The organism is Micromonospora sp. C31, from assembly GCF_018070575.1.
GTDB lineage: Bacteria > Actinomycetota > Actinomycetes > Mycobacteriales > Micromonosporaceae > Micromonospora.
In genome coordinates this window covers 598512-622266 of sequence record NZ_JAGPXN010000001.1, presented here as the reverse complement: position 1 = coordinate 622266, position 23755 = coordinate 598512, and the positions used below count along the sequence as shown (strand labels likewise).

Sequence of the window (23755 nt, the reverse complement as noted above, 5' to 3'; positions counted from 1 at the left end):
TCGTCGAATGCCTTTGTGGCCGATATATTCCGTTGCCGCTGCGGGAACCGACCTTCTGAAGCCTCGCCGCTCTCGCTGGCCCGCCACTGCGCGGGTACGGGAGGAAGTCCGATGCAGCGTTGAATCTGTAGCTGAAGATCAGATCGCACACCGCTGCGACCCGAATCTCCGCCGGGAGTGTCGACTTGTCACTCCCAAACTACAAAGCTGACCTCCAGCACGCATATGTCTCCTCTGAAGCGCTCACGTTCGCCCTCATCTCTGAGGTATTTCTCGCACATGAATACTTTCGATATTTCCAGCTTGCCCTGGCGGCCTTCGCTGGTGCGTACGCACAGAGAGAAGCCCGCCTTCATCTGAGATGCCGGAACTTGCGGTGTCCAGGCGGTTCCGTCGATTTGAGAACACCTTTCAAGAGATGGCGTGCCGTTCGCCAAGGAGGCGAACACTGTTCCATTGGCTCCACCGAGGAAGTTGGCGCCAAGCACAAGATCCGTATCGTCGTGCCCGGTATGGCGCTTCTTGTTCTCGTCCATCTCCCAGTAATTGACGTTCCGCCCGTCATTGATGCCGTACTCATCCATGTTCTGAAAACGGGGACTACCGCTGCTGTGCGTTACTTCTCGCTTCGGCGCCCCCGCCGGATCGGATGACGTGTTGCTGTCGCCCGAAATTGCAGAAGGTGTGGGCGTGCTCTTGTTCGCGCTCTGTGTGGTTGGGGGGATCGGGCTGTCGGTGGAGATGATGGTCGGCTGAGATGGGGTTGCGGTTCCTTGGTCATCCCGGACCGGGAAGAGCCACGCAAGCAGGGCGACAAGAGCGCTGAGAAGCCCAACGACGGCCCCGATACCAGCCCATTCCCCGCTGCCGAGGTGCTGACGGAGGCGGCCCCGGGATGGCTTGTCACGATCGCTCACGTTCGACCTCACTCCACACGCGACAGACCACACAACTTAGCGTCGCGCGGTCCTCATCGGTGCCCTTCGCTGGACCGCAACTTGGCAGACACGCTGACAAGTCGAAGGTCGGGCGATGCCTCTGCAAGGAGGCAGGCGCTTTCGCCGCGCGGTTCGAGGACGCGTTCCCGGCGGGGTACGCCTTGCTGCCCGAGTCGGTAAGTGGGGTGGAGGACTACGACGAGCAGACCAGGTGGCGGAGGTCGAACCGTCCGTCGCCGTGCCGTCGCTGGCCTTCCTCGCCCGAGGTCGTCCTGTCCAGAGCGCCGGCCGTACCGCGTGGCCTGCACGGCGGGCCGCTCTCCGAGTCGGTCCACGACCGGTGTCGGAAGCTCGCTCGGGAGAGGGCGCTGACCGAATCGTAGGTCGCTTCGCCCCTCGTGCGTCGGCCTACGACCTGCGGCACGCGGCGGCGTCGCGCTGGCTGACTGCTGGCGTCCCGCCGGCCGAGGTCGCCCGGCGCCTGGGCCACGGCGTCGCCGTGCTCCGGGTCTATGCCAACTGCATCGACGGAGGAGACGACACCATGAACGACACGATCGGCGACGCCCTCGGGTGAGCGAGGGGCTGATGGAGGATGACGCGATGAGTACCGAGCGGGATGAGGCGCTGGCCAGGACGGAACGCCTCGTCCTGCGGGAGGTCCGGTCGCACGACCTGTCGGTGCTTGAGCGGATGTGGCAGGACCCGGTGATGCGGCGTCACCTCGGCGGCCCGGTGTCTGACGAGGTGGTGGCCGAGCGGCGGGTGGGTGACCACACGGGCGGGCTGATGGTGACAAGGAGTTCCGGGGAGTTCGTCGGCTGGTGTCACCTCGGCCGATACCGGACGGGTGATCTGGAACTGTCGTACGTCTTCCTGCCGGAGTGGTGGGGGCGCGGATACGCCCGGGAAGCGTCCGCCGCAGCCATCGGTCTGGCCTTCGACCGGTTCCCGGACGCGCCCCGGCTGATCGCTGTCGCCCAGGAGGCGAACGTCCGATCGGTTCGCCTCCTGGAAGCCCTCGGCATGGTGCGGGTCGACACGTTCGAGGAGTTCGCCGCGCGTCAGGTGATGTACGCGATCGACCGTCCGCAGGCAGCGTCCGGGGCATGAGTAGGTGGTGGGCGCGGGCACGCGTAGGCGTCGGGCGACGGCTAGCTCCCGCAGGTAGCGCGGATGAGAGCGCAAGAGTGAGCCTTGTTTGTCAAGCGGTGCCCGAATGACGGAGTTGAGGAGCCTCGGCAGACGGTCGGTGCGGCGTGAGGTGCTTCCCCCGGTTCTCGCGGGAGTCGCCCTGGGGATGGCCGCATTCACTGCCGACCTCGTGCCGGAAGCTGTGGGCAGGTTCCTCGTGCCGGCCTTCAGCTCGGGTTTCGGCTGGGCCGTGGTGGCGCTCGCCGTGGGCTACTACGCCCCGACCTGCCGATCAGCTCTTGTCACTGGGGTCGGCACCCTCGCCCTGGCGACGCTGACCTACTACGGCCTCGTTGCCTGGCTGAGCCGGCAGTGGCTCAGCGGTTCGGCGCCACCACCGGACGGGCTCGGCTCCATCATGCGCGCGTCGGCCTTCTGGCTGGTTGGTTCGTTGTTTGGCGGATTGGTGCTTGGCTACCTCGCCCACGTCTTCAGGGCGGGCACTACCCGCAACGCCGGGACTGCTCTCGGCGTAGCGCTCGGGCTGCTTGCCGGGGAGGCGGCCTACACCGTTCTCTACATCGCGTTCGTCTGGGTCGGCCCCATGGATTCCTTCGTTTGGACGAGGCTGGGGTCGGCAGCGGTGCAACTTCTCCTTGCGGCAGCAGGCACGCTCGTTGCGTTGCGCCTCTGCCGGCCACAGGTCTCCCTGCGGGCCTTCTTGATGGCCGCCGCGGTGTCGGCGGTGGCGAGCATCGCGAGTTGACATCTCATCGAGTCGGTTCGGATGACGCTGTAGTCGCGAGCGGCGTCCTGGGGCAAGGTTCCATCCGTGGCAGATGGTGGGCGGCTGGAAGACAGAAACGGCAGCTCAGTGACTGTGCCTCAGTCAAGATCAAGAATGCCCTGTGAATCCATCACGAAAGCTGCAGAGGTTCGGATCTCTACCCGCCATCAGGAGTGCAAGCGGCCTCTGACCAGCGCGAACGCCGGTCAGGGGCCGCTTCCGTGAGTCTTGCTCAGCCCCGCTACAGTCCGCTCGATGCTGGCTGTGTCACACACTGTCACCGAGATCGACGGGGGGCCGGGGGTGGGCGAGGTCTATAGGCTGCGGGCCATGATGTTCGATACCCCGCCCGAGCAACTGGTGGCAGTCCTCGTCAGCTGGGCAATCGGACTTGCGGTCCTCTATCTGGTGATCCGGCTGGCCGTGCGGCACGCTATCGCGGACGCGGACAGGCGCAGGGCCAGGACTCGTGACTGAGCGGGCGGTGCCCGGCGTGGGGCCGTGCGGCTAGCGAACGGCTGAGGGCATTGGGCTGGCGTCTCGCTGGCTACGGGAGGTAGGCCGGGGCAACCAGTCTGGGGGGCTGGACTGGCGCGGCAGCCGGCAGCCTCGATCAGGTCGACCCGTTGCTTACGTACTGCCCGCGCACGTCGCTCTCTACCTGTCGGTCGACGACGTCGAGCGCTGCACCGCCCAGGCGGCAGGGCGCGGCGCGCAGCTCGTGCTCGCCCCGTTCGGCGCTGGCGACCAGGGATGTCCTTGCGGCTGAGCAGCACCGAGGGCCTCGCCTTCCACCCGACGACCGCAGCCGGTCGACCCGACGGTGCCCCGCCGGCGACGACGACCCGCGCCGGGTGAACCGGGTCGGCCCCGAGACGTGCGGTACGAAGTTCGTCGCTCCGTCGTCAGAAGCCCTGGCGTGCTGGCGCAGAACGAGTATGGTGGTCGATGTCTGGTCGAGTTGCCCCTGAGCGCGGGGTCACCCATGGTGAAGGTGGGTACGTCTGGACTCCCGGACCTTTCCCTGTTTGCCTGGAAGGTCGCATTCCGCAATGTGCGAAGTGCACGATGCCCACTCAGCCCTGTGATCAGGGCTCGGTCGGGGCGGCCCCTGGGCCGAACGGCGGAACGTCGGCGACGCTCGGTCCGGCGGTACACGCACCGCTTTTCTGGGTACCTGCCTTGTGGCACGATCGTGGAACCTCCACCATCCCCGTGACACTTCCCCGACAGGAGCAAACATGTCTGGTCGAAGGCTGGGCCGGCTGCTTGGCTCGCTTTTCGCACTCGCCGCTCTCGCGAGCGTCGTCTGGGTCGGTGACGCCTGGGGCTCCGCAGATTCCCAGCTTGGCGACATCATCTGGAACATGCCCGCACCTCGCTGAGCAACCACCGCTCGATGACGTGAGACCGGCGGGCCGGTAAGGGGGCACGGGATGGCGGGTCGTGGCCCCACCGGCCCCCGCTCGACTGAACACGCGTGGCTGATCACCGGGCCGTTGGCCCTGATCGCCATCGTCTGCACGACGGTGGTCGGCCTGGTCGCGCCGCAGCCGTTCGGGGAGTGGTCGCTCGCGCTGCCACTCCTCGTGGCGATGGTGGCCGCCGGGCTCCCGGTGCTGAACTTCACCGTCCGGCGGCAGTCCCTCGGCGTGACCCTGACCGAGATCCCGCTGGTCCTGGCCTTCTACCTGGTCGAACCGCTCACGGTCGTCGTGATCTACACGGTCGCGTCGGCGGCGACCCACCTTCGGCACCGGTTCGGTGCGACGAAGTTCTGGTTCAACGTGGGCCGGGCGGCCGCGGGCTCGTCGCTGGCCGTCCTCGTGCTCGAGGCGATGCCGCCCGTCGAGGGCGTCGGCCCGGCCACCTGGCTCAAGCTGTCCCTCGCGGCCAGCATGGTGAACCTGTTGAGTCTCGCCTCGGTCGCCGGCGTGCACACGTTGTTGCAGGGCTGGCAGGCCGGCCGAGGCGCGCTCCGGCAGTCGCCGCCCGCGCTCCTGGCGGCGATGATCAACATCGCCAGCGGGATGATCATCCTCATTCTCATCGCGGCCACCTGGTGGTCGCTGCTGCTGCTGGGGGCCCTCCTCGTCGCGCTGGCCCTCGTCTACCGGGCCTACGCGCAGTTCTTCCGCCAGCACCGCACCCTGACCGACATGTACGAGCTGAGCCGCGCGGTGAGCGAGAGCGGCGAGTACGGCACGCTGCCCGACGCCCTCCTGGGCCGTGTGCGGGCGCTCATGCAGGCGGAGTACGCCACGCTCTGGCTGCCCGCCCAGGGCCGGCACCCCGAGGTGCTGCTGACCGCCCGCAACGACGCCCCCGGTCTGCTCGACTTCGCCAAGACCCCGGCCGCCCTGCGGGAACGGGCCCGGGACGAGGGCCGCACCGTGGCCGTCGGTCGAGGACTGACGACCGACGGCGACCTGCGCGCCCCGCTCTCGACGCACCGGGTCAAGGACGTCATCGTCCTGCCCCTGCGGTCCGGTCAGGCGGTGATCGGGACGCTTGAGGTGGCCAACCGGCTGGGGGACAGCAACCACTTCGTCCGTACCGACGTGCCTCTCTTCGAGACGGTGGCGGCGCACGCGGCGGTGGCGTTGGAGAACTCGCGGCTGGTCGACCGGCTCCGCCACGACGCCAGCCACGACACGCTGACCAGGCTGCCCAACCGGCGGCGGATCACGGGCGCGCTGGAGGAGGCCGTCAAGATCCGGGCACCGGGCGAGGTGGTGGCCCTGCTGCTGTTCGACGTCGACCGGCTGCGCCAGGTCAACGAGTCGCTCGGGCACGCCGCCGGCGACAAGGTCCTGGTGGAGGTGGCCAACCGGCTGCGTGCCTGCGTACCCTCGTCGGCGCTGGTCGGGCGGGCCGGCGGGGACGAGTTCCTCGTGACGCTGCGGTTGGAGAGTGCCGAGGCGGCGGTGGAGCTGGCGGCGCAGCTGCGCGAGCAGATCCGCGACGAAATGGTCTTCGACGCGCTCACCCTCGACGTGGACACGGCGGTCGGTGTCGCCCTGCACCCCGACCACGGCAGCGACGCCGCGTCCCTGCTGCAGCGGGTGGACCTGGCGGCGACGGCGGCCAAGTCCGTGCCGGGGAGCGTGCAGCTGTTCAGCCCGGCGCTGGAGTCGCGGTCCCTGCGGCGGCTCGGCCTCGCCGGTGACCTGCGGCGCGCGCTCGACGCCGACGAGCTGGAGGTCTACTTCCAGCCCAAGGTGACGCTGCGCGACCGCCGGCTGGTCGGCGTCGAGTGCCTGGCCCGGTGGGAGCACCCGGCGCACGGCACGGTCGCCCCGGAGGACTTCGTGGCGGTGGCCGAGCACACCGGTCAGCTCGGCCGGTTCACCGAGTTCGTGCTCCGTGAGGGGCTACGGCACAGCCGGGACTGGACGCACGCCGGCCAGCCGCTCGCCGTCGCGGTCAACCTCTCCGCCCGTACGCTGACCGACCAGCACTTCCCGGCCCGCGTCGGGGAGCTGCTCGACGAGTACGGCGTGCTGCCGCAACTGCTCACGCTGGAGATCAAGGAGGCCGGGGTGCTGGACGGCACCGACCGGCCCATCCCGACCCTGCGGCGGCTGCGGGACCTCGGCGTACGGCTGTCGGTGGACGACTTCGGCACCGGCGACTCGTCCCTGGCCCACCTGCGACGGCTGCCGGTGCACGAGGTGAAGGTCGACCGTTCCTTCGTGCAGGGCATGGCGACGGACCCGGGCGACCTGGCGATCGTCAACGCGGTGGTCACGCTCTCCCAGCAGTTCGGTCTGGCCGTGGTCGCCGAGGGCGTGGAGAGCGAGCTGACCCTGGAGTTGCTCCAGGACATCGGCTGCGAGATCGGCCAGGGCTTCCTGTTCAGCCGCCCACTGCCGTACGAGCGGCTGGAGGCCTGGTTCGGCGCCCAGGTGGACCCGGAGACGATCTCCCCGGGGGAGCTGCCCCGGCTGCGGGCCGTGCCCTGATCTGCGGAAACGCCCCGGTGGGGGATCCGATTTCATCTCCGCCGCGTGGCCGTGTAATGTATCCCCTGCGCGTCACCCCCCGGGGAGATCGCGCAGGCCCCCTTAGCTCAGTCGGCAGAGCGTCTCCATGGTAAGGAGAAGGTCTACGGTTCGATTCCGTAAGGGGGCTCAGAGGGTCCGGCTGGACCCGCCACGGCGGTGTAGCTCAGATGGCAGAGCAAGCGGCTCATAATCGCTGTGTCGCCGGTTCAAGTCCGGCCACCGCTACTCTCGTCCACCGGGCCAGCTCCCGGCGGTCGGTGGGATGGGCGCCACAGGCGCCCACTTTGCATGTCCGCGCCGTCAGCTCGTAGGCTGATGCGTCGTAGTTGTTACCCGTAGCGAGGAAGGCACTCCGCCGTGGCGAAGGCGACCGATGTCCGGCCGAAGATCACTTTGGCGTGTGTGGAGTGCAAGGAGCGCAACTACATCACGCGCAAGAACCGTCGTAACGACCCCGACCGCATCGAGCTGAAGAAGTTCTGCCCGCGGGACGGCAAGCACACGGTCCACCGCGAGACCCGCTGACCCACGGCGGCTCCGCCGGCCCGGTCCTCAGGCACTTCCCGATCGCCGGTCCGTAGGGACGGCGCGGCTCCGGCCGCCGCCGACCGTACGGATCGGCGTTCGGCGTATACGTGTAGGTTCGCGGCATGTCCCTGGACCCGTCCTTCGTCGGCCGGACGTACCCGCCGACCGCCCCCTACCAGGTGGGCAGAGAAAAGATCCGCGAGTTCGCCTCGGCGATCGGCGCCGCCGATCCGGCCCACCACGATCCGGCTGCCGCCCGCGCGCTCGGCCACCAGGACGTGGTCGCCCCGCCGACCTTTCCCATCGTGCTCACCCTGGCGGCCAGCCAGCAGATCATCGACGACCCGGACCTCGGCGTCGACTACAGCCGCGTCGTCCACGGCGACCAGCGCTTCGCCTACACCCGTCCGGTGGTGGCGGGGGACGAGTTGGTGTGCGTCAGCGTCATCGACGACGTCAGCAGCCGCGGCGGGCACGGCTTCCTGACCACCCGCACCGAGGTCGCCACCGCGGCCGGCGAGCCGGTGGTGACGGTCTGGTCGAAGCTCGTCGTACGTGGGGAGGGCTGAGATGGAGCTGCCAGCCAGGACGTTCCGGGTGACGCGGGCGGACCTGATTCGCTACGCCGGCGCCTCGGGCGACTTCAACCCGATCCACTGGAGCGACCGGACCGCCACGAAGGTGGGTCTGCCGGGCGTGATCGCCCACGGCATGTTCACGATGGCACTGGTCGGTCGCGCGGTGGCGGAGTGGGCGGGGGCGCCCGACGCGATCGTCGACTACAACGTCCGCTTCACCCGACCGGTGGTCGTCCCGGACGACGACGAGGGCACCGAGATCGAGGTGACGGCAAAGGTCCGCGAGGTCACCGAGGACGGCTTGACCAGGCTCGACGTGACCGCCGTCTGCGGGGGCGAGAAGGTGCTGTCGCAGGCTCGGGCGACCGTCCGGACGGCTCGCTGACCAGGCTCTCGACGCGCGAGGGGCAGACCGGTTGGGAAAGTCGTGCCGCTACCCGTACACTGGTCCGCCGTGGGGCAAGTAACCCCTGCACGGTTGTGCGTGACCGGGCTGGGTGAGCATTGCCGCACAGGGGTGTAGCTCAATTGGCAGAGCAGCGGTCTCCAAAACCGCAGGCTGCAGGTTCAAGTCCTGTCACCCCTGCGCCTCAGGCCTGACCGTTCCCGTGGGTCGCGCCGCCGTACGGCGGCGTCCGGCCCGTGGTGGTGGCATCGGCGGGGTGGCTCCGAGGCATTCGGGCCCTCCTGGCTGATCCGCCGGCCGCGGCCCGTCGCGGGACGGTTGGTCCGGCCGGCGTGACCAAGCGCCGCGCACGCCCGACAGCGTGCGACCCCGACATCCCGCGACGGAGGGCGAAGTGGCCGACAAGAAGCGGCGCGGCGAGGACGCCGGCGACGACCGTCTGCACGACGAGGTCGTCGACGACGTGGCCGACGACGACGCCACCGACGCCGAGGAGCCGGTCTCCCGCGGCGGCACCGCGACGCGGTCGCGGGCGAAGGCGGATTCGGCGGACAGCCGTCCGAAGACCAAGGCGGAGTCGGACCGGGTGGGGCTGTTCGGCCGCATCGCCCGATTCATCCGCGAGGTCGTGGCGGAACTGCGTAAGGTCATCTGGCCGACCCGCAAGGAACTGCTGACCTACACGGCCGTGGTGGTCGTCTTCGTCGCGGTGATGCTGACGATCGTGGCCGGCCTTGACTTCGCCTTCGCGAAGGGCGTGCTGTGGGTCTTCGGCAACCCCAGCTGACCGGCCGACTGAGCCGATAGTGACGGAAGTGAGCGAGCGTGCCTGAGTACGACGAGACCGCCGAGACCACGGACGAGCAGTCCACGGTGGCGACGGCGGCTGGTGACGAGTCGGTCGAGGCCGCCAGCGAGCCGGAGTTCCCCACCACCGAGCCCGCGCCGGACGAGGACTACGACCCGGTCGCCGAGCTGCGGCAGAAGCTGCGCTACGCGCCGGGCGACTGGTACGTGGTGCACTCGTACGCCGGCTACGAGAACAAGGTCAAGACCAACCTCGAGACCCGGATCACGAGCCTCGACATGGAGGACTACATCTACCAGGTCGAGGTGCCGACCCGGGAAGAGGTCGAGGTCAAGAACGGGAAGCGGTCGCAGATCCAGGCGAAGGTCTTCCCGGGCTACATCCTGGTCCGGATGGAGCTGACCGCCGAGTCCTACTCCTGCGTGCGCAACACGCCGGGCGTCACCGGTTTCGTGGGCGCGACGGACCGGGCCGACCGTCCGGCGCCGCTCTCCCTCGACGAGGTGCTGAAGTGGCTGGCGCCGGCGGTCGAGACCGAGCAGAAGAAGGCCAAGCCCGAGATCAGGGTCCTCGACTTCGAGGTCGGCGACTCGGTCACCGTCACCGACGGCGCCTTCGCCTCGCTGCCGGCGACGATCAGTGAGATCAACGCCGACCAGCAGAAGCTCAAGGTGCTGGTGTCGATCTTCGGCCGCGAGACGCCGGTGGAGCTGAACTTCAACCAGGTCGCCAAGATCTGACGTCCGGAGCGCCGGCGGTGGGCAGCGGCCCGCCGCCGGCGTACCCGTTCCGCCAGCTTGCCGGACCTCGGCGCAGGCGGCGGCGGGGGGCTGCGCTACTCTAGAACGTCGCCGTTGTCGCATCGCGCTGACCGTGCGCGCCCGCGGCCGGCACCTTTCCCAGTTTCAAGCCCCAGGAAGAGACATGCCTCCGAAGAAGAAGCTCGTCAAGACGTTCACGCTTCAGCTGAAGGCGGGCCAGGCCACGCCGGCGCCGCCGGTCGGCCCCGCGCTCGGTCAGCACGGCGTGAACATCATGGAGTTCTGCAAGTCCTACAACGCGCAGACCGAGACCCAGCGGGGCGACATCGTCCCCGCCGAGATCAGCGTCTACGAGGACCGCAGCTTCACCTTCGTCCTCAAGACCCCGCCCGCCGCCCGGCTGCTGCTCAAGGCCGCCGGTGTGGAGAAGGGCTCGGGCGTCCCGCAGAAGGACAAGGTCGGCTCCGTGTCGCAGGCCCAGGTGCGTGAGATCGCCGAGAAGAAGATGGTCGACCTCAACGCCAACGACATCGACCAGGCTGCGAAGATCATCGCCGGCACCGCCCGGTCGATGGGCATCGTCGTCAACGACTGACCTCGGTCACCGCCAGATCCAGTTCGTGGGAGGGCACGCGGACCCCGCGGCCCGCCATAGACCACAGGAGTACGCAGAACATGCAGCGCAGCAAGAGCTACCGCAAGGCCGCCGAGGTCATCGACCGGTCGAAGCTCTACACCCCCGCCGAGGCCGTGAAGCTGGCCAAGGACACCACCTCCGCCAAGTTCGACGCCACGGTCGAGGTCGCCATGCGCCTCGGCGTCGACCCCCGCAAGGCGGACCAGATGGTCCGTGGCGTGGTCAACCTGCCGCACGGCACCGGTAAGACCGCCCGCGTGATCGTCTTCGCCGCCGGCGCGAAGGCCGAGGAGGCCACCGCCGCCGGTGCGGACGAGGTGGGCACCGACGAGCTGGTCGCCCGCATCCAGGGCGGTTGGCTCGACTTCGACGCGGCGATCGCCACGCCGGACCAGATGGCCAAGATCGGCCGGATCGCGCGGATCCTGGGCCCGCGCGGTCTCATGCCGAACCCGAAGACCGGCACGGTGACCATGGACGTCACCAAGGCCGTCTCGGACATCAAGGGCGGTAAGATCACCTTCCGGGTGGACAAGCACTCCAACCTGCACCTGATCATCGGCAAGGCCTCGTTCTCCGAGTCCCAGCTGATCGACAACTACGCGGCGGTCCTCGACGAGGTCCTGCGGGCCAAGCCGTCCGCCGCGAAGGGCAAGTACCTCAAGAAGGTCACCCTCACCACCACCATGGGCCCGGGCGTCCCGGTGGACCCCAACGTGGTGAAGAACCTGCAGGAGGCCTCGGCCGAGGGCTGAGCCCGCGTACCCGTGACGGGGCGTCGCCACCTCGTGGCGGCGCCCCGTTCCGTGTCGGCTGCGGCATGTGCTCGACCGGTGCGTCTTGGAGAGCGGCTGGCCGGGCTGCTGGCGGCCGGCGTGGCCGGGCTCGCCACGGTGACCGTCGCACTGGTCCTGCCGTGGCTGGTCGGCGGGGCGCCGGCCCGGTTCAGCCGGGTGACCGGTCGGTGCCGGTGGGCGTCGCCATCGGGTTGTGGGCGCGCCTGCTGGCCGTACCCGCAGCGGTCGCGCTCGGGGCGCTGGCGAGCCGCGCCACGACGGGCAGCGCCGGCCACGGCGTCGCGGTGCTCGCGCTCGGCGGGGTCGGCCATGACCGGCGGTGCCGCCCGGCGCCGTCGAGGGCCGGGCGCGAGGTGCCCGGCGTGTTGTGACGCGGCGCACCGGGGGGCGATTTGGTGGTCGCGAGGGTCCTCGCGTAACCTGGGCCGCGAAGTTCCACCCAGAGACCGCTGGTCACCGTGCCCCGGCACGGTCGAAGGTCCCGCGACTACGGGCGACCCGCGCAGGGCGGTAAGCGAAAATCGGTGCTGAACATGGTCCGCCGACCGTGTCCGTGTGCCGGCCCTCGCCCCGTGCGCCCTGCGCCGGGGCTTTTCCCGTTGTCGTGGCGCCTCCGCCCCCGTCGAAAGCTTCGGCCGACGACGGTGACCGGCCTCGAGTAACGAGAGAGGAGGGACATGGCGGACAAGCCGATCCGGGCCGACAAGGCCACGGCCGTCGCTGAGCTGACCGAGAGCTTCCGCAACGCGGGTGCCACGGTGCTGACCGAGTACCGCGGTCTGACGGTTTCCCAGCTCACCCAGCTGCGGCGCTCGCTTGGCCAGGAGACCAGCTACACGGTCGCGAAGAACACGCTCGCGAAGCGTGCCGCGACCGACGCTGGGATCTCCGGCCTCGACGAGATGTTCACCGGTCCTACCGCGCTGACTTTCGTTTCGGGCGACGTCGTCGAGGCGGCGAAGGGCCTTCGCGACTTCGCGAAGGCCAACCCGAAGCTCGTCATCAAGGGCGGTGTCTTCGAGGGCAAGGCCATTACCGCGGCCGAGGTCACGAAGCTCGCCGACCTGGAGTCCCGTGAGGTGCTGCTGGCCAAGCTGGCCGGCGCGATGAAGGGCAACCTGAGCAAGGCCGCGGCCCTGTTCCAGGCCCCGCTGTCGAAGACCGCCCGCCTGGCGGCCGCCCTGCAGGACAAGCGCGAGAAGGAGGGCGCCGAGGCGGCCTGAGGCCCCCCGGCGCACCCAGTTCTTACCTAACAGATTCAGGAAAGGACGCCAGACATGGCGAAGCTCAGCACCGACGAGCTGCTCGACGCGTTCAAGGAGATGACGCTGATCGAGCTCTCCGAGTTCGTGAAGCAGTTCGAGGAGACCTTCGAGGTCACCGCCGCCGCTCCGGCCGCGATGATGGTTGCCGGCCCGGGTGGCGGCGCCGCTCCGGCCGAGGCCGAGCCGGAGAAGGACGAGTTCGACGTCATCCTCGAGGCTGACGGCGGCAAGAAGATCCAGGTCATCAAGGTCGTGCGCGAGCTGACCGGCCTGGGCCTCAAGGAGGCCAAGGACCTGGTCGAGGCCGCTCCGAAGGCCGTCCTGGAGAAGGCCAACAAGGAGACCGCCGACAAGGCCAAGGCCAAGCTCGAGGGCGAGGGCGCCAAGGTCACCCTCAAGTGACCTGACGTACCACCAGGCGCGTCCGGCTCGGGTGAGCCGGGGCACACGCGTCACGGCGGGCGGTGATCCGACACTGGATCGCCGCCCGCCGTGTTGGTGGATCCGGCGGCGACGCGGTGAGCAGGGCGTAGACGCTCCAAGCCGGTCGGTGACCGGCGCCCGGCGGTAGCTCGTGGGTGGGAAAGAAGCGGCGAGCCGGATGCCGGGCCTTGACGCGGCACCGGGCAGCCAGGCACGCTGACACAGCAAGACCTTCCGCGCTTGCAACGGCCACCACTTGGGTAATGGCAGCGGCGACACCATCGGCCGCCGCACCTGAGCGGCCCGGCAGGAACGTCGCGTTCCGAGCGGCCCGGTGAGACCCCGTTCGAGGGGCCCGAGGCACGTTCCGCGACGACCTGCGGGTTGGGCTGGACAGCGGTTAGCCTCTCGGCTACACTGCTAGTTTGCGCTGCCTTCCGACTTGACCCCTGCTCGGAAATGTCCGTTTACGGATATTTCTGGTGGGGTCATTGGAGTGCACGCGTACCAGCCGTTCTGCAGCACCGGTCCTCGGAAGGACGCATCTTGGCAGCTTCCCGCCCTGCGAAGACCAGTCGTACGTCGAGCGCATTCGCTCCCCGCCGAGTTTCATTCGGCAGGATCACCGAACACCTCGAGGTCCCCAACCTCCTCGCCATCCAGAACGAGTCCTTCGACTGGCTCGTCGGCAACGAGGGTTGGCAGGGCCGGTCGGCGGACGACCCGCACGCACGCTCGGGTCTCGCGGAGATCCTCGACGAGATCAGTCCCATTGAGGACTTCTCCGGCACCATGTCGCTCTCCTTCTCGGCTCCGCGCTTCGACGAGGTCAAGGCCTCGATCGAGGAGTGCAAGGAGAAGGACCTGACCTACTGCGCCCCGCTGTTCGTGACCGCGGAGTTCACCAACAACACCACTGGCGAAATCAAGAGCCAGACGGTGTTCATGGGCGACTTCCCGATGATGACGCCGAAGGGCACCTTCATCATCAACGGCACCGAGCGCGTCGTGGTGAGCCAGCTCGTCCGGTCCCCGGGCGTCTACTTCGACAAGCAGCCGGACAAGACCTCCGACCGCGACCTCACCAGCGTCAAGGTCATCCCCAGCCGGGGCGCCTGGCTCGAGTTCGACATCGACAAGCGCGACACGGTCGGCGTCCGCATCGACCGCAAGCGCCGGCAGGCCGTCACGGTCCTGCTCAAGGCCGTCGGTTGGTCCGCCGAGCGCATCCGCGAGCGGTTCGGCTGGTCCGAGCTGATGATGACCACGCTCGAGAAGGACCACATCGCCGGCGCGGACGAGGCGTTGCTCGACATCTACCGCAAGCTCCGCCCTGGCGAGCCGCCGACCCGCGAGAACGCCCAGACCCTGCTCGACAACCTCTTCTTCAACCCGAAGCGGTACGACGTCGCCAAGGTCGGTCGTTACAAGTTCAACAAGAAGCTCGAGCTGGAGGTGCCGATCACGACCGGCACCCTGACCGAGGACGACATCGTCGCCACCGTGGAGTACCTCTGCCGGCTGCACGCCGGTGAGGACGGCTACGAGGCCGACGACATCGACCACTTCGGCAACCGGCGCCTGCGTACCGTGGGTGAGCTGATCCAGAACCAGGTCCGGGTCGGTCTGTCCCGGATGGAGCGCGTCGTCCGCGAGCGGATGACCACCCAGGACGTCGAGGCGATCACGCCGCAGACCCTGATCAACATCCGCCCGGTGGTGGCGGCGATCAAGGAGTTCTTCGGCACCTCGCAGCTGTCCCAGTTCATGGACCAGACCAACCCGCTGGCGGGCCTGACCCACCGGCGCCGGCTGAGCGCGCTCGGCCCGGGCGGTCTGTCCCGGGAGCGGGCCGGCTTCGAGGTCCGCGACGTGCACCCGTCCCACTACGGCCGGATGTGCCCGATCGAGACGCCGGAAGGCCCGAACATCGGTCTGATCGGTGCGCTGTCCACCTTCGCCCGGGTCAACCCGTTCGGCTTCATCGAGACGCCGTACCGGAAGGTCGTCGACGGTCGGGTCACCGACCAGATCGACTACCTGACCGCGGACGAGGAGGACCGGTTCGTCAAGGCGCAGGCCAACGCGCCGCTGAAGGCCGACGGCACGTTCGCCGAGGACCGGGTCCTGTGCCGCCGTAAGGGCGGCGAGACCGAGGACGTGGTGCCGAGCGCCGTCGACTACATGGACGTGTCGCCGCGGCAGATGACCTCGGTCGCGACCGCGATGATCCCGTTCCTCGAGCACGACGACGCCAACCGGGCGCTGATGGGCGCGAACATGCAGCGCCAGGCGGTGCCGCTGGTCAAGGCCGAGTCCCCGCTCGTCGGCACCGGCATGGAGTACCGCGCCGCGGTCGACGCCGGCGACGTGGTCGTCGCCGAGATCGGCGGCGTCATCGAGGACCTCTGCGCCGACTACATCACCATCCACCAGGACGACGGCCACCGCCGCACGTACCTGCTGCACAAGTTCCGCCGCTCCAACGCCGGCTCCTGCGTCAACCAGAAGCCGGTCGTCTTCGAGGGTGACCGCGTCGAGGCCGGCCAGGTCATCGCCGACGGTCCCTGCACGGACGAGGGCGAGATGGCGCTCGGGCGCAACCTGCTCGTGGCGTTCATGTGCTGGGAGGGCCACAACTACGAGGACGCGATCATCCTGTCGCAGCGCCTCGTGCAGCAGGACGTGCTCACCTCGATCCACATCGAGGAGCACGAGGTCGACGCCCGGGACACGAAGCTCGGCCCGGAGGAGATCACCCGCGACATCCCGAACGTCAGCGAGGAGATGCTCGCCGACCTCGACGAGCGCGGCATCATCCGGATCGGCGCCGAGGTCGTGCCCGGTGACATCCTGGTCGGCAAGGTCACGCCCAAGGGTGAGACCGAGCTGACCCCGGAGGAGCGGCTGCTCCGCGCGATCTTCGGTGAGAAGGCGCGCGAGGTCCGCGACACCTCGCTGAAGGTGCCGCACGGCGAGACCGGCACGGTCATCGGGGTGCGTACCTTCTCCCGCGAGGACGGCGACGAGCTGCCGCCGGGCGTCAACGAGCTGGTCCGGGTCTACGTCGCCCAGAAGCGGAAGATCCAGGACGGTGACAAGCTCGCCGGCCGACACGGCAACAAGGGCGTCATCTCCAAGATCCTGCCGATCGAGGACATGCCGTTCCTGGAGGACGGCACGCCGGTCGACATCGTGCTGAACCCGCTGGGTGTGCCCTCCCGGATGAACATCGGCCAGGTGCTGGAGACGCACCTCGGCTGGGTGGCGAAGACGGGCTGGAGCGTCGACGGCGACGACGCCGAGTGGAAGCGCCAGCTGCGCTCCATCGAGGCGCACGAGTCGGAGCCGGACACCAACGTGGCCACGCCGGTCTTCGACGGCGCCCGCGAGGAGGAGATCTCCGGCCTGCTGTCGTCGACCCTGCCCAACCGGGACGGCAAGCAGCTGATCGGTTCCAGCGGCAAGGCGCAGCTGTTCGACGGCCGCTCCGGTGAGCCGCTGCCGGACCCGATCGCGGTCGGCTACATCTACATCCTGAAGCTCAACCACCTGGTCGACGACAAGATCCATGCCCGGTCGACCGGCCCGTACTCCATGATCACGCAGCAGCCGCTGGGTGGTAAGGCGCAGTTCGGTGGCCAGCGTTTCGGCGAGATGGAGTGCTGGGCGATGCAGGCGTACGGCGCCGCCTACGCCCTGCAGGAACTGTTGACGATCAAGTCCGACGACGTCCTCGGCCGGGTCAAGGTCTACGAGGCCATCGTCAAGGGCGAGAACATTCCGGAGCCGGGCATCCCGGAGTCGTTCAAGGTGCTGCTCAAGGAGCTGCAGTCGCTGTGCCTCAACGTCGAGGTGCTGTCCAGCGACGGCGTGGCCCTGGAGATGCGCGAGACCGACGACGAGGTGTTCCGCGCCGCGGAGGAGCTGGGCATCGACCTGTCCCGGCGCGAGCCGAGCTCGGTCGAAGAGGTCTGAGGTGAGCGGTCGGGAGCCGGCCCGCCGGCTCCCGACCCCACCCACTAGCTAGCAGTACAGACGACGACATAGGGGACATAGTGCTCGACGTCAACTTCTTCGACGAGCTGCGCATCGGCCTCGCCACCGCTGACGACATCCGTCAGTGGTCGCACGGTGAGGTCAAGAAGCCTGAGACGATCAACTACCGCACCCTGAAGCCGGAGAAGGACGGGCTCTTCTGCGAGAAGATCTTCGGTCCGCAGCGGGACTGGGAGTGCTACTGCGGTAAGTACAAGCGGGTCCGGTTCAAGGGCATCATCTGCGAGCGCTGCGGCGTCGAGGTGACCCGGTCGAAGGTTCGCCGTGAGCGGATGGGGCACATCGAGCTCGCCGCGCCGGTGACCCACATCTGGTACTTCAAGGGCGTGCCGAGCCGGCTGGGCTACCTGCTGGACCTCGCCCCCAAGGACCTCGAAAAGATCATCTACTTCGCCTCGTACGTCGTGACGAGCGTGGACGCCGAGTCGCGTCACCGTGACCTCTCGACGATCGAGAACGAGATCCTGGCCGAGAAGCGGCAGGCCGAGAACAGCCGCGACTCGGAGATCGAGAAGCGGGCCACCAAGCTCGAGGCCGACCTGGCCGAGCTGGAGGCCGAGGGTGCCAAGGCGGACGTCCGGCGCAAGGTCAAGGAGGGCGGAGAGCGCGAGATGCGCCAGATCCGCGACCGGGCCCAGCGCGAGATCGACCGCCTGGACGAGGTGCTGGACACCTTCCGCAAGCTGGAGCCGAAGCAGCTCGTCACCGACGAACTGCTCTACCGCGAGCTGCGGGACCGGTTCGGCGAGTACTTCACCGGCGGCATGGGCGCCGAGGCCATCAAGGCGCTGGTGCAGAACATGGACCTCGACGCCGAGGCCGAGAGCCTGCGCGAGACCATCCGCTCCGGCAAGGGCCAGCGGAAGATCCGGGCGCTCAAGCGGCTGAAGGTCGTCGCGGCGTTCCTGAACACCCGCAACTCGCCGCTCGGCATGGTGCTCGACTGCGTGCCGGTCATCCCGCCGGACCTGCGGCCGATGGTGCAGCTCGACGGTGGCCGTTTCGCGACCTCCGACCTGAACGACCTCTACCGCCGCGTGATCAACCGGAACAACCGCCTCAAGCGGCTGATCGACCTCGGCGCGCCCGAGATCATCGTCAACAACGAGAAGCGGATGCTCCAGGAGGCCGTCGACGCGCTGTTCGACAACGGCCGTCGCGGCCGGCCGGTCACCGGGCCGGGCAACCGTCCGCTGAAGTCGCTGTCCGACATGCTCAAGGGCAAGCAGGGCCGGTTCCGGCAGAACCTGCTGGGCAAGCGCGTCGACTACTCCGGCCGTTCGGTCATCGTCGTCGGCCCGAAGCTCAAGCTGCACCAGTGCGGCCTGCCCAAGCAGATGGCGCTGGAGCTGTTCAAGCCGTTCGTGATGAAGCGGCTGGTCGACCTGAACCACGCGCAGAACATCAAGTCCGCCAAGCGGATGGTCGAGCGGCAGCGCCCCGTCGTGTGGGACGTGCTGGAAGAGGTCATCGGCGAGCACCCGGTCCTGCTGAACCGGGCGCCGACCCTGCACCGCCTGGGCATCCAGGCCTTCGAGCCGCAGCTCGTCGAGGGCAAGGCCATCCAGATCCACCCGCTGGTCTGCACCGCGTTCAACGCCGACTTCGACGGTGACCAGATGGCGGTGCACGTGCCGCTGTCCGCCGAGGCCCAGGCCGAGGCGCGGATCCTGATGCTGTCGTCGAACAACATCCTCAAGCCGGCCGACGGCAAGCCCGTCACCATGCCCACCCAGGACATGGTCATCGGCCTCTACCACCTCACCCACCTGACCGCGGGCGAGAAGGGCGAGGGCCGGGCGTTCAGCTCGGACGCCGAGGCGCGGATGGCGTACGACAACGGCGAGCTGCACCTCCAGGCCCCGGTGAAGATCCGCCTGCGTGGCGTGGTCGGGGTCGACAACGGCGCCGGCACCGAGGCGTGGACCGCCCCGGAGGGCTGGGTCGAGGGTGAGCCGCTGACCGTGGAGACGACCCTCGGCCGGGTGCTGTTCAACGAGACGCTGCCGCAGGGCTACCGCTTCGTGAACTACGAGATCCGCAAGGGTCAGCTCTCCGCGATCGTCAACGACCTCGCCGAGCGCTTCCCCAAGGTGGCGCTGGCCGCCACCCTGGACGGGCTCAAGGAGGCCGGCTTCCACTGGGCCACCTGGTCCGGCGTGACGATCGGCATGGAGGACGTCATCGCCCCGCCGCGCAAGCGGGAGATCCTCCAGCGGTACGAGAAGGAAGCCGACCAGATCGACAAGCAGTACCAGCGCGGTCTGATGACCCCGGAGGAGCGTCGCGGCGAGCTCATCCAGATCTGGACCAAGGCGACCAACGAGGTCGCCAAGGAGATGGACACCGCCCTGCCGCAGGAGAACCCGCTGTGGAAGATGATCAACTCGGGTGCCCGCGGTAACCTCCTCCAGCTCCGTCAGATCGCGGCGATCCGTGGTCTGGTGGCCAACCCGAAGGGCGAGATCATCCCGCGGCCGATCAAGGCCAGCTACCGGGAGGGTCTGTCCGTGCTGGAGTACTTCATCTCCACGCACGGTGCCCGTAAGGGTCTCGCGGACACCGCTCTGCGTACCGCCGACTCGGGTTACCTGACCCGTCGTCTGGTGGACGTCTCGCAGGACGTCATCATCCGCGAGGAGGACTGCGGCACCGACCGCGCCATCCCGATGCAGATCGGTGAGCGGCTCGACGGCACTCTGGTCGTGCACGAGCACGCCGAGACCAGCGTGCACGCGCGGACGCTGGCCGACGACATCAAGGGGCCGGACGGCGTCGTCGTCGCCGAGCGGGGTCAGGACATCAACTCGATCCTGGTCGACAAGATCGTCGCCGCCGGGACCGAGACGGTCCGGGTGCGCAGCGTGCTCACCTGCGAGTCGAAGCTGGGCGTCTGCGGTGCGTGCTACGGCCGTTCGCTGCCGACCGGCAAGACCGTGGACGTCGGCGAGGCGGTCGGCATCATCGCCGCCCAGTCGATCGGTGAGCCGGGTACCCAGCTGACGATGCGTACCTTCCACACCGGTGGTGTCGCGGGTGAGGACATCACCCAGGGTCTGCCCCGTGTCCAGGAGATCTTCGAGGCCCGGGTCCCCAAGGGCAAGGCGCCCATCGCGGACACCCCGGGTCGGATCCGGATCGAGGACGGCGAGCGCTCGCGGAAGATCATCGTGGTGCCGGACGACGGCAGCGACGAGATCGTCTACGACAAGATCTCCAAGCGGGTCCGGCTGCGGACCCACGACGGCGGTCACGTCGCGGTCGGCGAGAAGCTCACCGAGGGCACCATCGATCCGCACGAGCTGCTGCGGATCATGGGTCCGCGGGCGGTCCAGGTCCACCTGACCAGTGAGGTCCAGGAGGTCTACCGCTCGCAGGGTGTGCTCATCCACGACAAGCACATCGAGATCATCATTCGCCAGATGCTCAAGCGGGTGACGGTCATCGACTCCGGCTCGACCGAGTTCCTGCCGGGCGTGCTGGTGGACCGGGCGCTGTTCGAGTCGGAGAACCGTCGACTCGTCTCCGAGGGCGGCGAGCCCGCCGCTGGGCGTCCGGTGCTGATGGGTATCACCAAGGCCTCGCTGGCCACCGACTCCTGGCTCTCGGCGGCCTCCTTCCAGGAGACCACCCGGGTGCTGACCGACGCGGCGATCAACTCTCGCAGCGACTCGCTCGTCGGCCTCAAGGAGAACGTGATCATCGGAAAGCTCATCCCGGCCGGTACGGGCATCAGCAAGTACCGCAACGTCCGGGTCGAGCCGACCGAGGAGGCGAAGGCCAAGGTCTACTCGATGACCGGCTACCCGGAGACCGACTACGGCTTCGGGCCGGCCAGCGGCCAGGCTGTTCCGCTGGACGACTTCGACTTCGGGTCGTACCGCTAGGCAGCACGATCGACGAGGCCCCCGGCACGCGCCGGGGGCCTCGCCGTGTTCCGCGGTCGGGCTGGCCCGTGCGAGCGTCGGGGCGCGGCGGGTCGGGGCATGATGGGGGCATGACGACCGCACCCGGGCAGGCGCCCGTCGCCCAGCCGGGGCCGCCCCGCCATCCGCTCGACCCGGACCCGGTCCGGGCCACGAAGGCGCGGGCGGTCTTCGCGCTGGGTCTGATCGGCGCGCTGACCGGTCTGTTCATCGGCGGCATCGTGCCGGCCACGGTGGCGCTCCAGCTAGCGCGTCAGGCGCGCCGGGAGGCGTACGCCTCGGGGGGGTTCCTGACCGGTGCGGCCTGGCTGGGCCGGGGCGAGCGGCTGGCCTGGGCGGGCCTGCTGCTGGCGGCCGTCAGCGTGGTGACCGCGATGGTCCTCGGATTGGTCCGGCTCGCCGACACGCCCTACGGGCAGGACTTCGCACCGAACGTGGACTGACCGATCGCCGAGGGAGCGGATCGCGCCGGGCGCGGGCCGTCGGCCGGCGGCGGTAGCCTGACCCGGGTGTCCGTCGCGCGGCGGTGGACGCCGACACGTCGACAGGAGGACCCGTGACGGAACCGGCGCGCCACCCCGGCGATCCCGTGGCGCCCCCCGCTGCGAATCCCGACGCCCCGTCGGGCGGGCAGTGGGCGCGGCCCGACACGGCCCAGAACGGCCCGTCCGCCGCGCCGGGCTACCCGCCGCCGGTGTCGCCCTGGGGCGCTGCGCCGGCAGCGGGGGAGCCGGGTCGCCCGTCCGTGTCGCCCTGGAGTTCCCCGCCGGCCGCGGGGGAGTCGGGTCCGTCGCCGGTGTCGCCCTGGGGCGCGGGGGAGCCGGGCCCGCCGTCCGTGTCGCCCGGGGGCGCCTCACCCGCGGGCGCGGGTCCGGCGCCGGCGCCGGGCTGGGGTCCGGGCCCGGCCGCCCCGCCCCCACCTCCGCGCGAGGCCGCCCGGCCACCGAAGCGGGTCGACCCGGTCGCGGGTACGCCGTTCGGCGTGGTGCACCTCGACGTGCCGCCGGTCACCTCCGGCCTGGCCGTGGGTTCGCTGGTGGCCGGGATCGTCTCGACCCTGGTCTCGCTGCTGGTGATCTGCGTCGGCGCGGTCGGCGGCGTGGGGGGTGCGTGGGCGGCCGGCGCGTTCACGCTGCTGGGTGTCCTGGCCGGCGCGGGCGCCGTCGTCGCCGGCCTGCTGGGGTTGCGGCAGATCCGGCTCCCCACGGCTCCGCCGGCGGTCCGGTTCACCGGTCGCGGCCTGGCGCTGGCCGGGGTCGGCTGTGGCGTGGCGGGGCTGCTGCTCAGCCTGCTCGGCCTGGGGTTGGCGCTGCTGCTGGGGCTGCGGTGAGGCCGGTGCCCGGCCGGGGGGCGGGAACGCTGCCGTGACGGGGTCGGCGGGCCGGCCGGCGGGGGAGCCGGTACACTCGGACCCTGGATGCCCACCACGGGCGGGTAGGCGAGACGGGCTGGATCGGGTGGGCGTGGATGCTCCGCCAGCCGCTCCGTTTTGACCTGTGCGGTTGTGGTAGGTACTCTTTCCCCTCGTGCCCGGGCAAGCCCGGGCAACTCGTGCGTGCGTTGGATCCGGTGAGCCGGAGATCGCGTGGGAGCACGACAAAGCCACAGACCCGGCACGCGGCCTGCCGTGTGCCGGTGCAAGACCCGGCCGACACGCGCAAGCGTCGGCGCCGGAACCGTGAGCTGGGCGACACGCCCGACCGCGGGTGCCGGGACCATCGCGAGGTGGACCTGGTCGGAATGTAGGAGAGTCGGCCATCAGGTCGGCTACGGCAGACGGTGCGACCGCCACCAGGCGGTCGAAGGGAGCGGAGAAACCCGGTGCCCACGATCCAGCAGCTGGTCCGAAAGGGCCGCCAGGCTAAGACGAGCAAGACCAAGACCCCGGCGCTGAAGGGTTCCCCTCAGCGGCGCGGCGTGTGCACCCGTGTGTACACCACCACCCCGAAGAAGCCGAACTCGGCGCTGCGCAAGGTCGCTCGTGTCAAGCTCAGCAGCCAGATCGAGGTGACCGCCTACATCCCGGGCGTCGGCCACAACCTGCAGGAGCACTCGATCGTGCTCGTCCGTGGCGGTCGTGTGAAGGACCTCCCCGGCGTGCGTTACAAGATCGTCCGCGGTTCGCTGGACACCCAGGGTGTCCGCAACCGCAAGCAGGCGCGCAGCCGTTACGGCGCGAAGAAGGAGAAGAGCTGACATGCCGCGCAAGGGACCCGCTCCGCGGAAGCCGCTGGTCGCTGACCCGGTGTACAACTCGCCGTTGGTCACCCAGCTGGTGAACAAGATCCTCCTGCGCGGTAAGCGTCAGCTCGCCGAGCGCATCGTCTACGCCGCCCTCGAGGGCTGCCGTGAGAAGTCCGGCACCGACCCGGTCGTCACCCTCAAGCGGGCGATGGACAACGTCAAGCCGACCCTCGAGGTGCGCAGCCGTCGCGTCGGTGGCGCCACCTACCAGGTCCCGGTCGAGGTCCGCCCCGCCCGGGCGACCACCCTGGGCCTGCGTTGGCTGGTCACCTACTCCCGCGCCCGTCGCGAGAAGACCATGATCGAGCGGCTGATGAACGAGCTGCTGGACGCGAGCAACGGCCTCGGTGCCGCCGTCAAGCGGCGCGAGGACACGCACAAGATGGCCGAGTCCAACAAGGCCTTCGCGCACTACCGCTGGTAACACCCTGGTTCCGGCGCCCTGGTGGCGCCGGAA

Annotated in this window: 21 protein-coding genes and 3 tRNA genes; 23 read left to right on the top strand and 1 reads right to left on the bottom strand. The window is 69.3% G+C overall.

Translation table 11 applies throughout. From position 1 onward, the window contains the following. Positions 1-188: 188 nt before the first annotated feature. A complete protein-coding gene (locus tag KBX06_RS02890) occupies positions 189-917 on the bottom strand; it encodes a hypothetical protein (protein ID WP_210832563.1) in 729 nt (242 codons plus the stop codon). Positions 918-1541: 624 nt separating this feature from the next. Here KBX06_RS02890 and KBX06_RS02885 point away from each other — a divergent pair. The 23 genes from KBX06_RS02885 to rpsG all read left to right on the top strand — a co-directional run bounded on the left by KBX06_RS02885 (position 1542) and on the right by rpsG (position 23722). Next, positions 1542-2051 (top strand): GNAT family N-acetyltransferase, encoded by a 510-nt coding sequence (locus KBX06_RS02885; RefSeq protein WP_210832562.1) that lies wholly within the window; start codon positions 1542-1544, stop codon positions 2049-2051. Between the two features lie 106 nt (positions 2052-2157). Then, on the top strand, positions 2158-2838 hold the full coding sequence (locus tag KBX06_RS02880; RefSeq protein WP_256442266.1) for a DUF6518 family protein: 681 nt from the start codon (positions 2158-2160) through the stop codon (positions 2836-2838). Between the two features lie 276 nt (positions 2839-3114). Beyond that, a complete protein-coding gene (locus KBX06_RS02875; RefSeq protein ID WP_210832560.1) occupies positions 3115-3336 on the top strand; it encodes a hypothetical protein in 222 nt (73 codons plus the stop codon). 959 nt (positions 3337-4295) lie between these two features. After that, a complete protein-coding gene (locus KBX06_RS02870; protein ID WP_210832559.1) occupies positions 4296-6824 on the top strand; it encodes a bifunctional diguanylate cyclase/phosphodiesterase in 2529 nt (842 codons plus the stop codon). A 96-nt stretch (positions 6825-6920) separates the two neighbouring features. Next, positions 6921-6993 (top strand) — tRNA-Thr (locus tag KBX06_RS02865). Between the two features lie 25 nt (positions 6994-7018). Next, a tRNA-Met gene (locus KBX06_RS02860) sits at positions 7019-7091 on the top strand. 132 nt (positions 7092-7223) lie between these two features. Beyond that, positions 7224-7391: a 50S ribosomal protein L33 gene (gene rpmG / locus KBX06_RS02855; protein ID WP_013288652.1), complete on the top strand. Its 168-nt coding sequence runs from the start codon at positions 7224-7226 to the stop codon at positions 7389-7391. A gap of 125 nt (positions 7392-7516) precedes the next feature. Beyond that, a complete protein-coding gene (locus KBX06_RS02850; protein WP_210832558.1) occupies positions 7517-7963 on the top strand; it encodes a MaoC family dehydratase N-terminal domain-containing protein in 447 nt (148 codons plus the stop codon). Position 7964: 1 nt separating this feature from the next. Further along, positions 7965-8357, top strand: a complete 393-nt coding sequence (locus KBX06_RS02845) for a MaoC family dehydratase (RefSeq protein WP_210832557.1) — start codon at positions 7965-7967, stop codon at positions 8355-8357. 128 nt (positions 8358-8485) lie between these two features. Further along, positions 8486-8558: transfer RNA gene (locus KBX06_RS02840), tRNA-Trp, on the top strand. Between the two features lie 214 nt (positions 8559-8772). After that, positions 8773-9165, top strand: coding sequence for a preprotein translocase subunit SecE (gene secE, locus KBX06_RS02835; protein ID WP_210832556.1), 393 nt, complete (start codon positions 8773-8775; stop codon positions 9163-9165). A gap of 38 nt (positions 9166-9203) precedes the next feature. Beyond that, a complete protein-coding gene (gene nusG, locus KBX06_RS02830) occupies positions 9204-9926 on the top strand; it encodes a transcription termination/antitermination protein NusG (RefSeq protein ID WP_210832555.1) in 723 nt (240 codons plus the stop codon). A 184-nt stretch (positions 9927-10110) separates the two neighbouring features. Continuing rightward, positions 10111-10542, top strand: a complete 432-nt coding sequence (rplK, locus tag KBX06_RS02825; protein ID WP_210832554.1) for a 50S ribosomal protein L11 — start codon at positions 10111-10113, stop codon at positions 10540-10542. Between the two features lie 80 nt (positions 10543-10622). Next, positions 10623-11339 carry a 50S ribosomal protein L1 gene (gene rplA / locus KBX06_RS02820; RefSeq protein WP_210832553.1) on the top strand — a complete coding sequence of 239 codons (717 nt, stop codon included), beginning with the start codon at positions 10623-10625 and terminating at the stop codon, positions 11337-11339. A 209-nt stretch (positions 11340-11548) separates the two neighbouring features. Continuing rightward, positions 11549-11752, top strand: a complete 204-nt coding sequence (locus KBX06_RS27570) for a hypothetical protein (RefSeq protein WP_247684988.1) — start codon at positions 11549-11551, stop codon at positions 11750-11752. A 306-nt stretch (positions 11753-12058) separates the two neighbouring features. After that, the gene (gene rplJ, locus KBX06_RS02810) at positions 12059-12604 is read left to right on the top strand and encodes a 50S ribosomal protein L10 (RefSeq protein ID WP_210832552.1); all 546 of its coding nucleotides are present in this window, start codon (positions 12059-12061) and stop codon (positions 12602-12604) included. 54 nt (positions 12605-12658) lie between these two features. Then, entirely contained in the window at positions 12659-13048 is a 390-nt protein-coding gene (rplL, locus tag KBX06_RS02805; protein ID WP_210832551.1) for a 50S ribosomal protein L7/L12, read from the top strand. Between the two features lie 567 nt (positions 13049-13615). Then, on the top strand, positions 13616-17047 hold the full coding sequence (locus KBX06_RS02800; RefSeq protein ID WP_210832550.1) for a DNA-directed RNA polymerase subunit beta: 3432 nt from the start codon (positions 13616-13618) through the stop codon (positions 17045-17047). An 80-nt stretch (positions 17048-17127) separates the two neighbouring features. Next, positions 17128-21015, top strand: coding sequence for a DNA-directed RNA polymerase subunit beta' (locus KBX06_RS02795; protein ID WP_210832549.1), 3888 nt, complete (start codon positions 17128-17130; stop codon positions 21013-21015). Between the two features lie 110 nt (positions 21016-21125). Then, positions 21126-21497, top strand: a complete 372-nt coding sequence (locus tag KBX06_RS02790) for a hypothetical protein (RefSeq protein WP_210832548.1) — start codon at positions 21126-21128, stop codon at positions 21495-21497. Positions 21498-22036: 539 nt separating this feature from the next. Beyond that, positions 22037-22384 carry a hypothetical protein gene (locus KBX06_RS02785; RefSeq protein WP_210832547.1) on the top strand — a complete coding sequence of 116 codons (348 nt, stop codon included), beginning with the start codon at positions 22037-22039 and terminating at the stop codon, positions 22382-22384. A gap of 491 nt (positions 22385-22875) precedes the next feature. Further along, on the top strand, positions 22876-23250 hold the full coding sequence (rpsL, locus tag KBX06_RS02780; RefSeq protein WP_014440718.1) for a 30S ribosomal protein S12: 375 nt from the start codon (positions 22876-22878) through the stop codon (positions 23248-23250). Position 23251: 1 nt separating this feature from the next. Beyond that, entirely contained in the window at positions 23252-23722 is a 471-nt protein-coding gene (rpsG, locus tag KBX06_RS02775) for a 30S ribosomal protein S7 (RefSeq protein ID WP_077938296.1), read from the top strand. Positions 23723-23755: the final 33 nt, after the last annotated feature.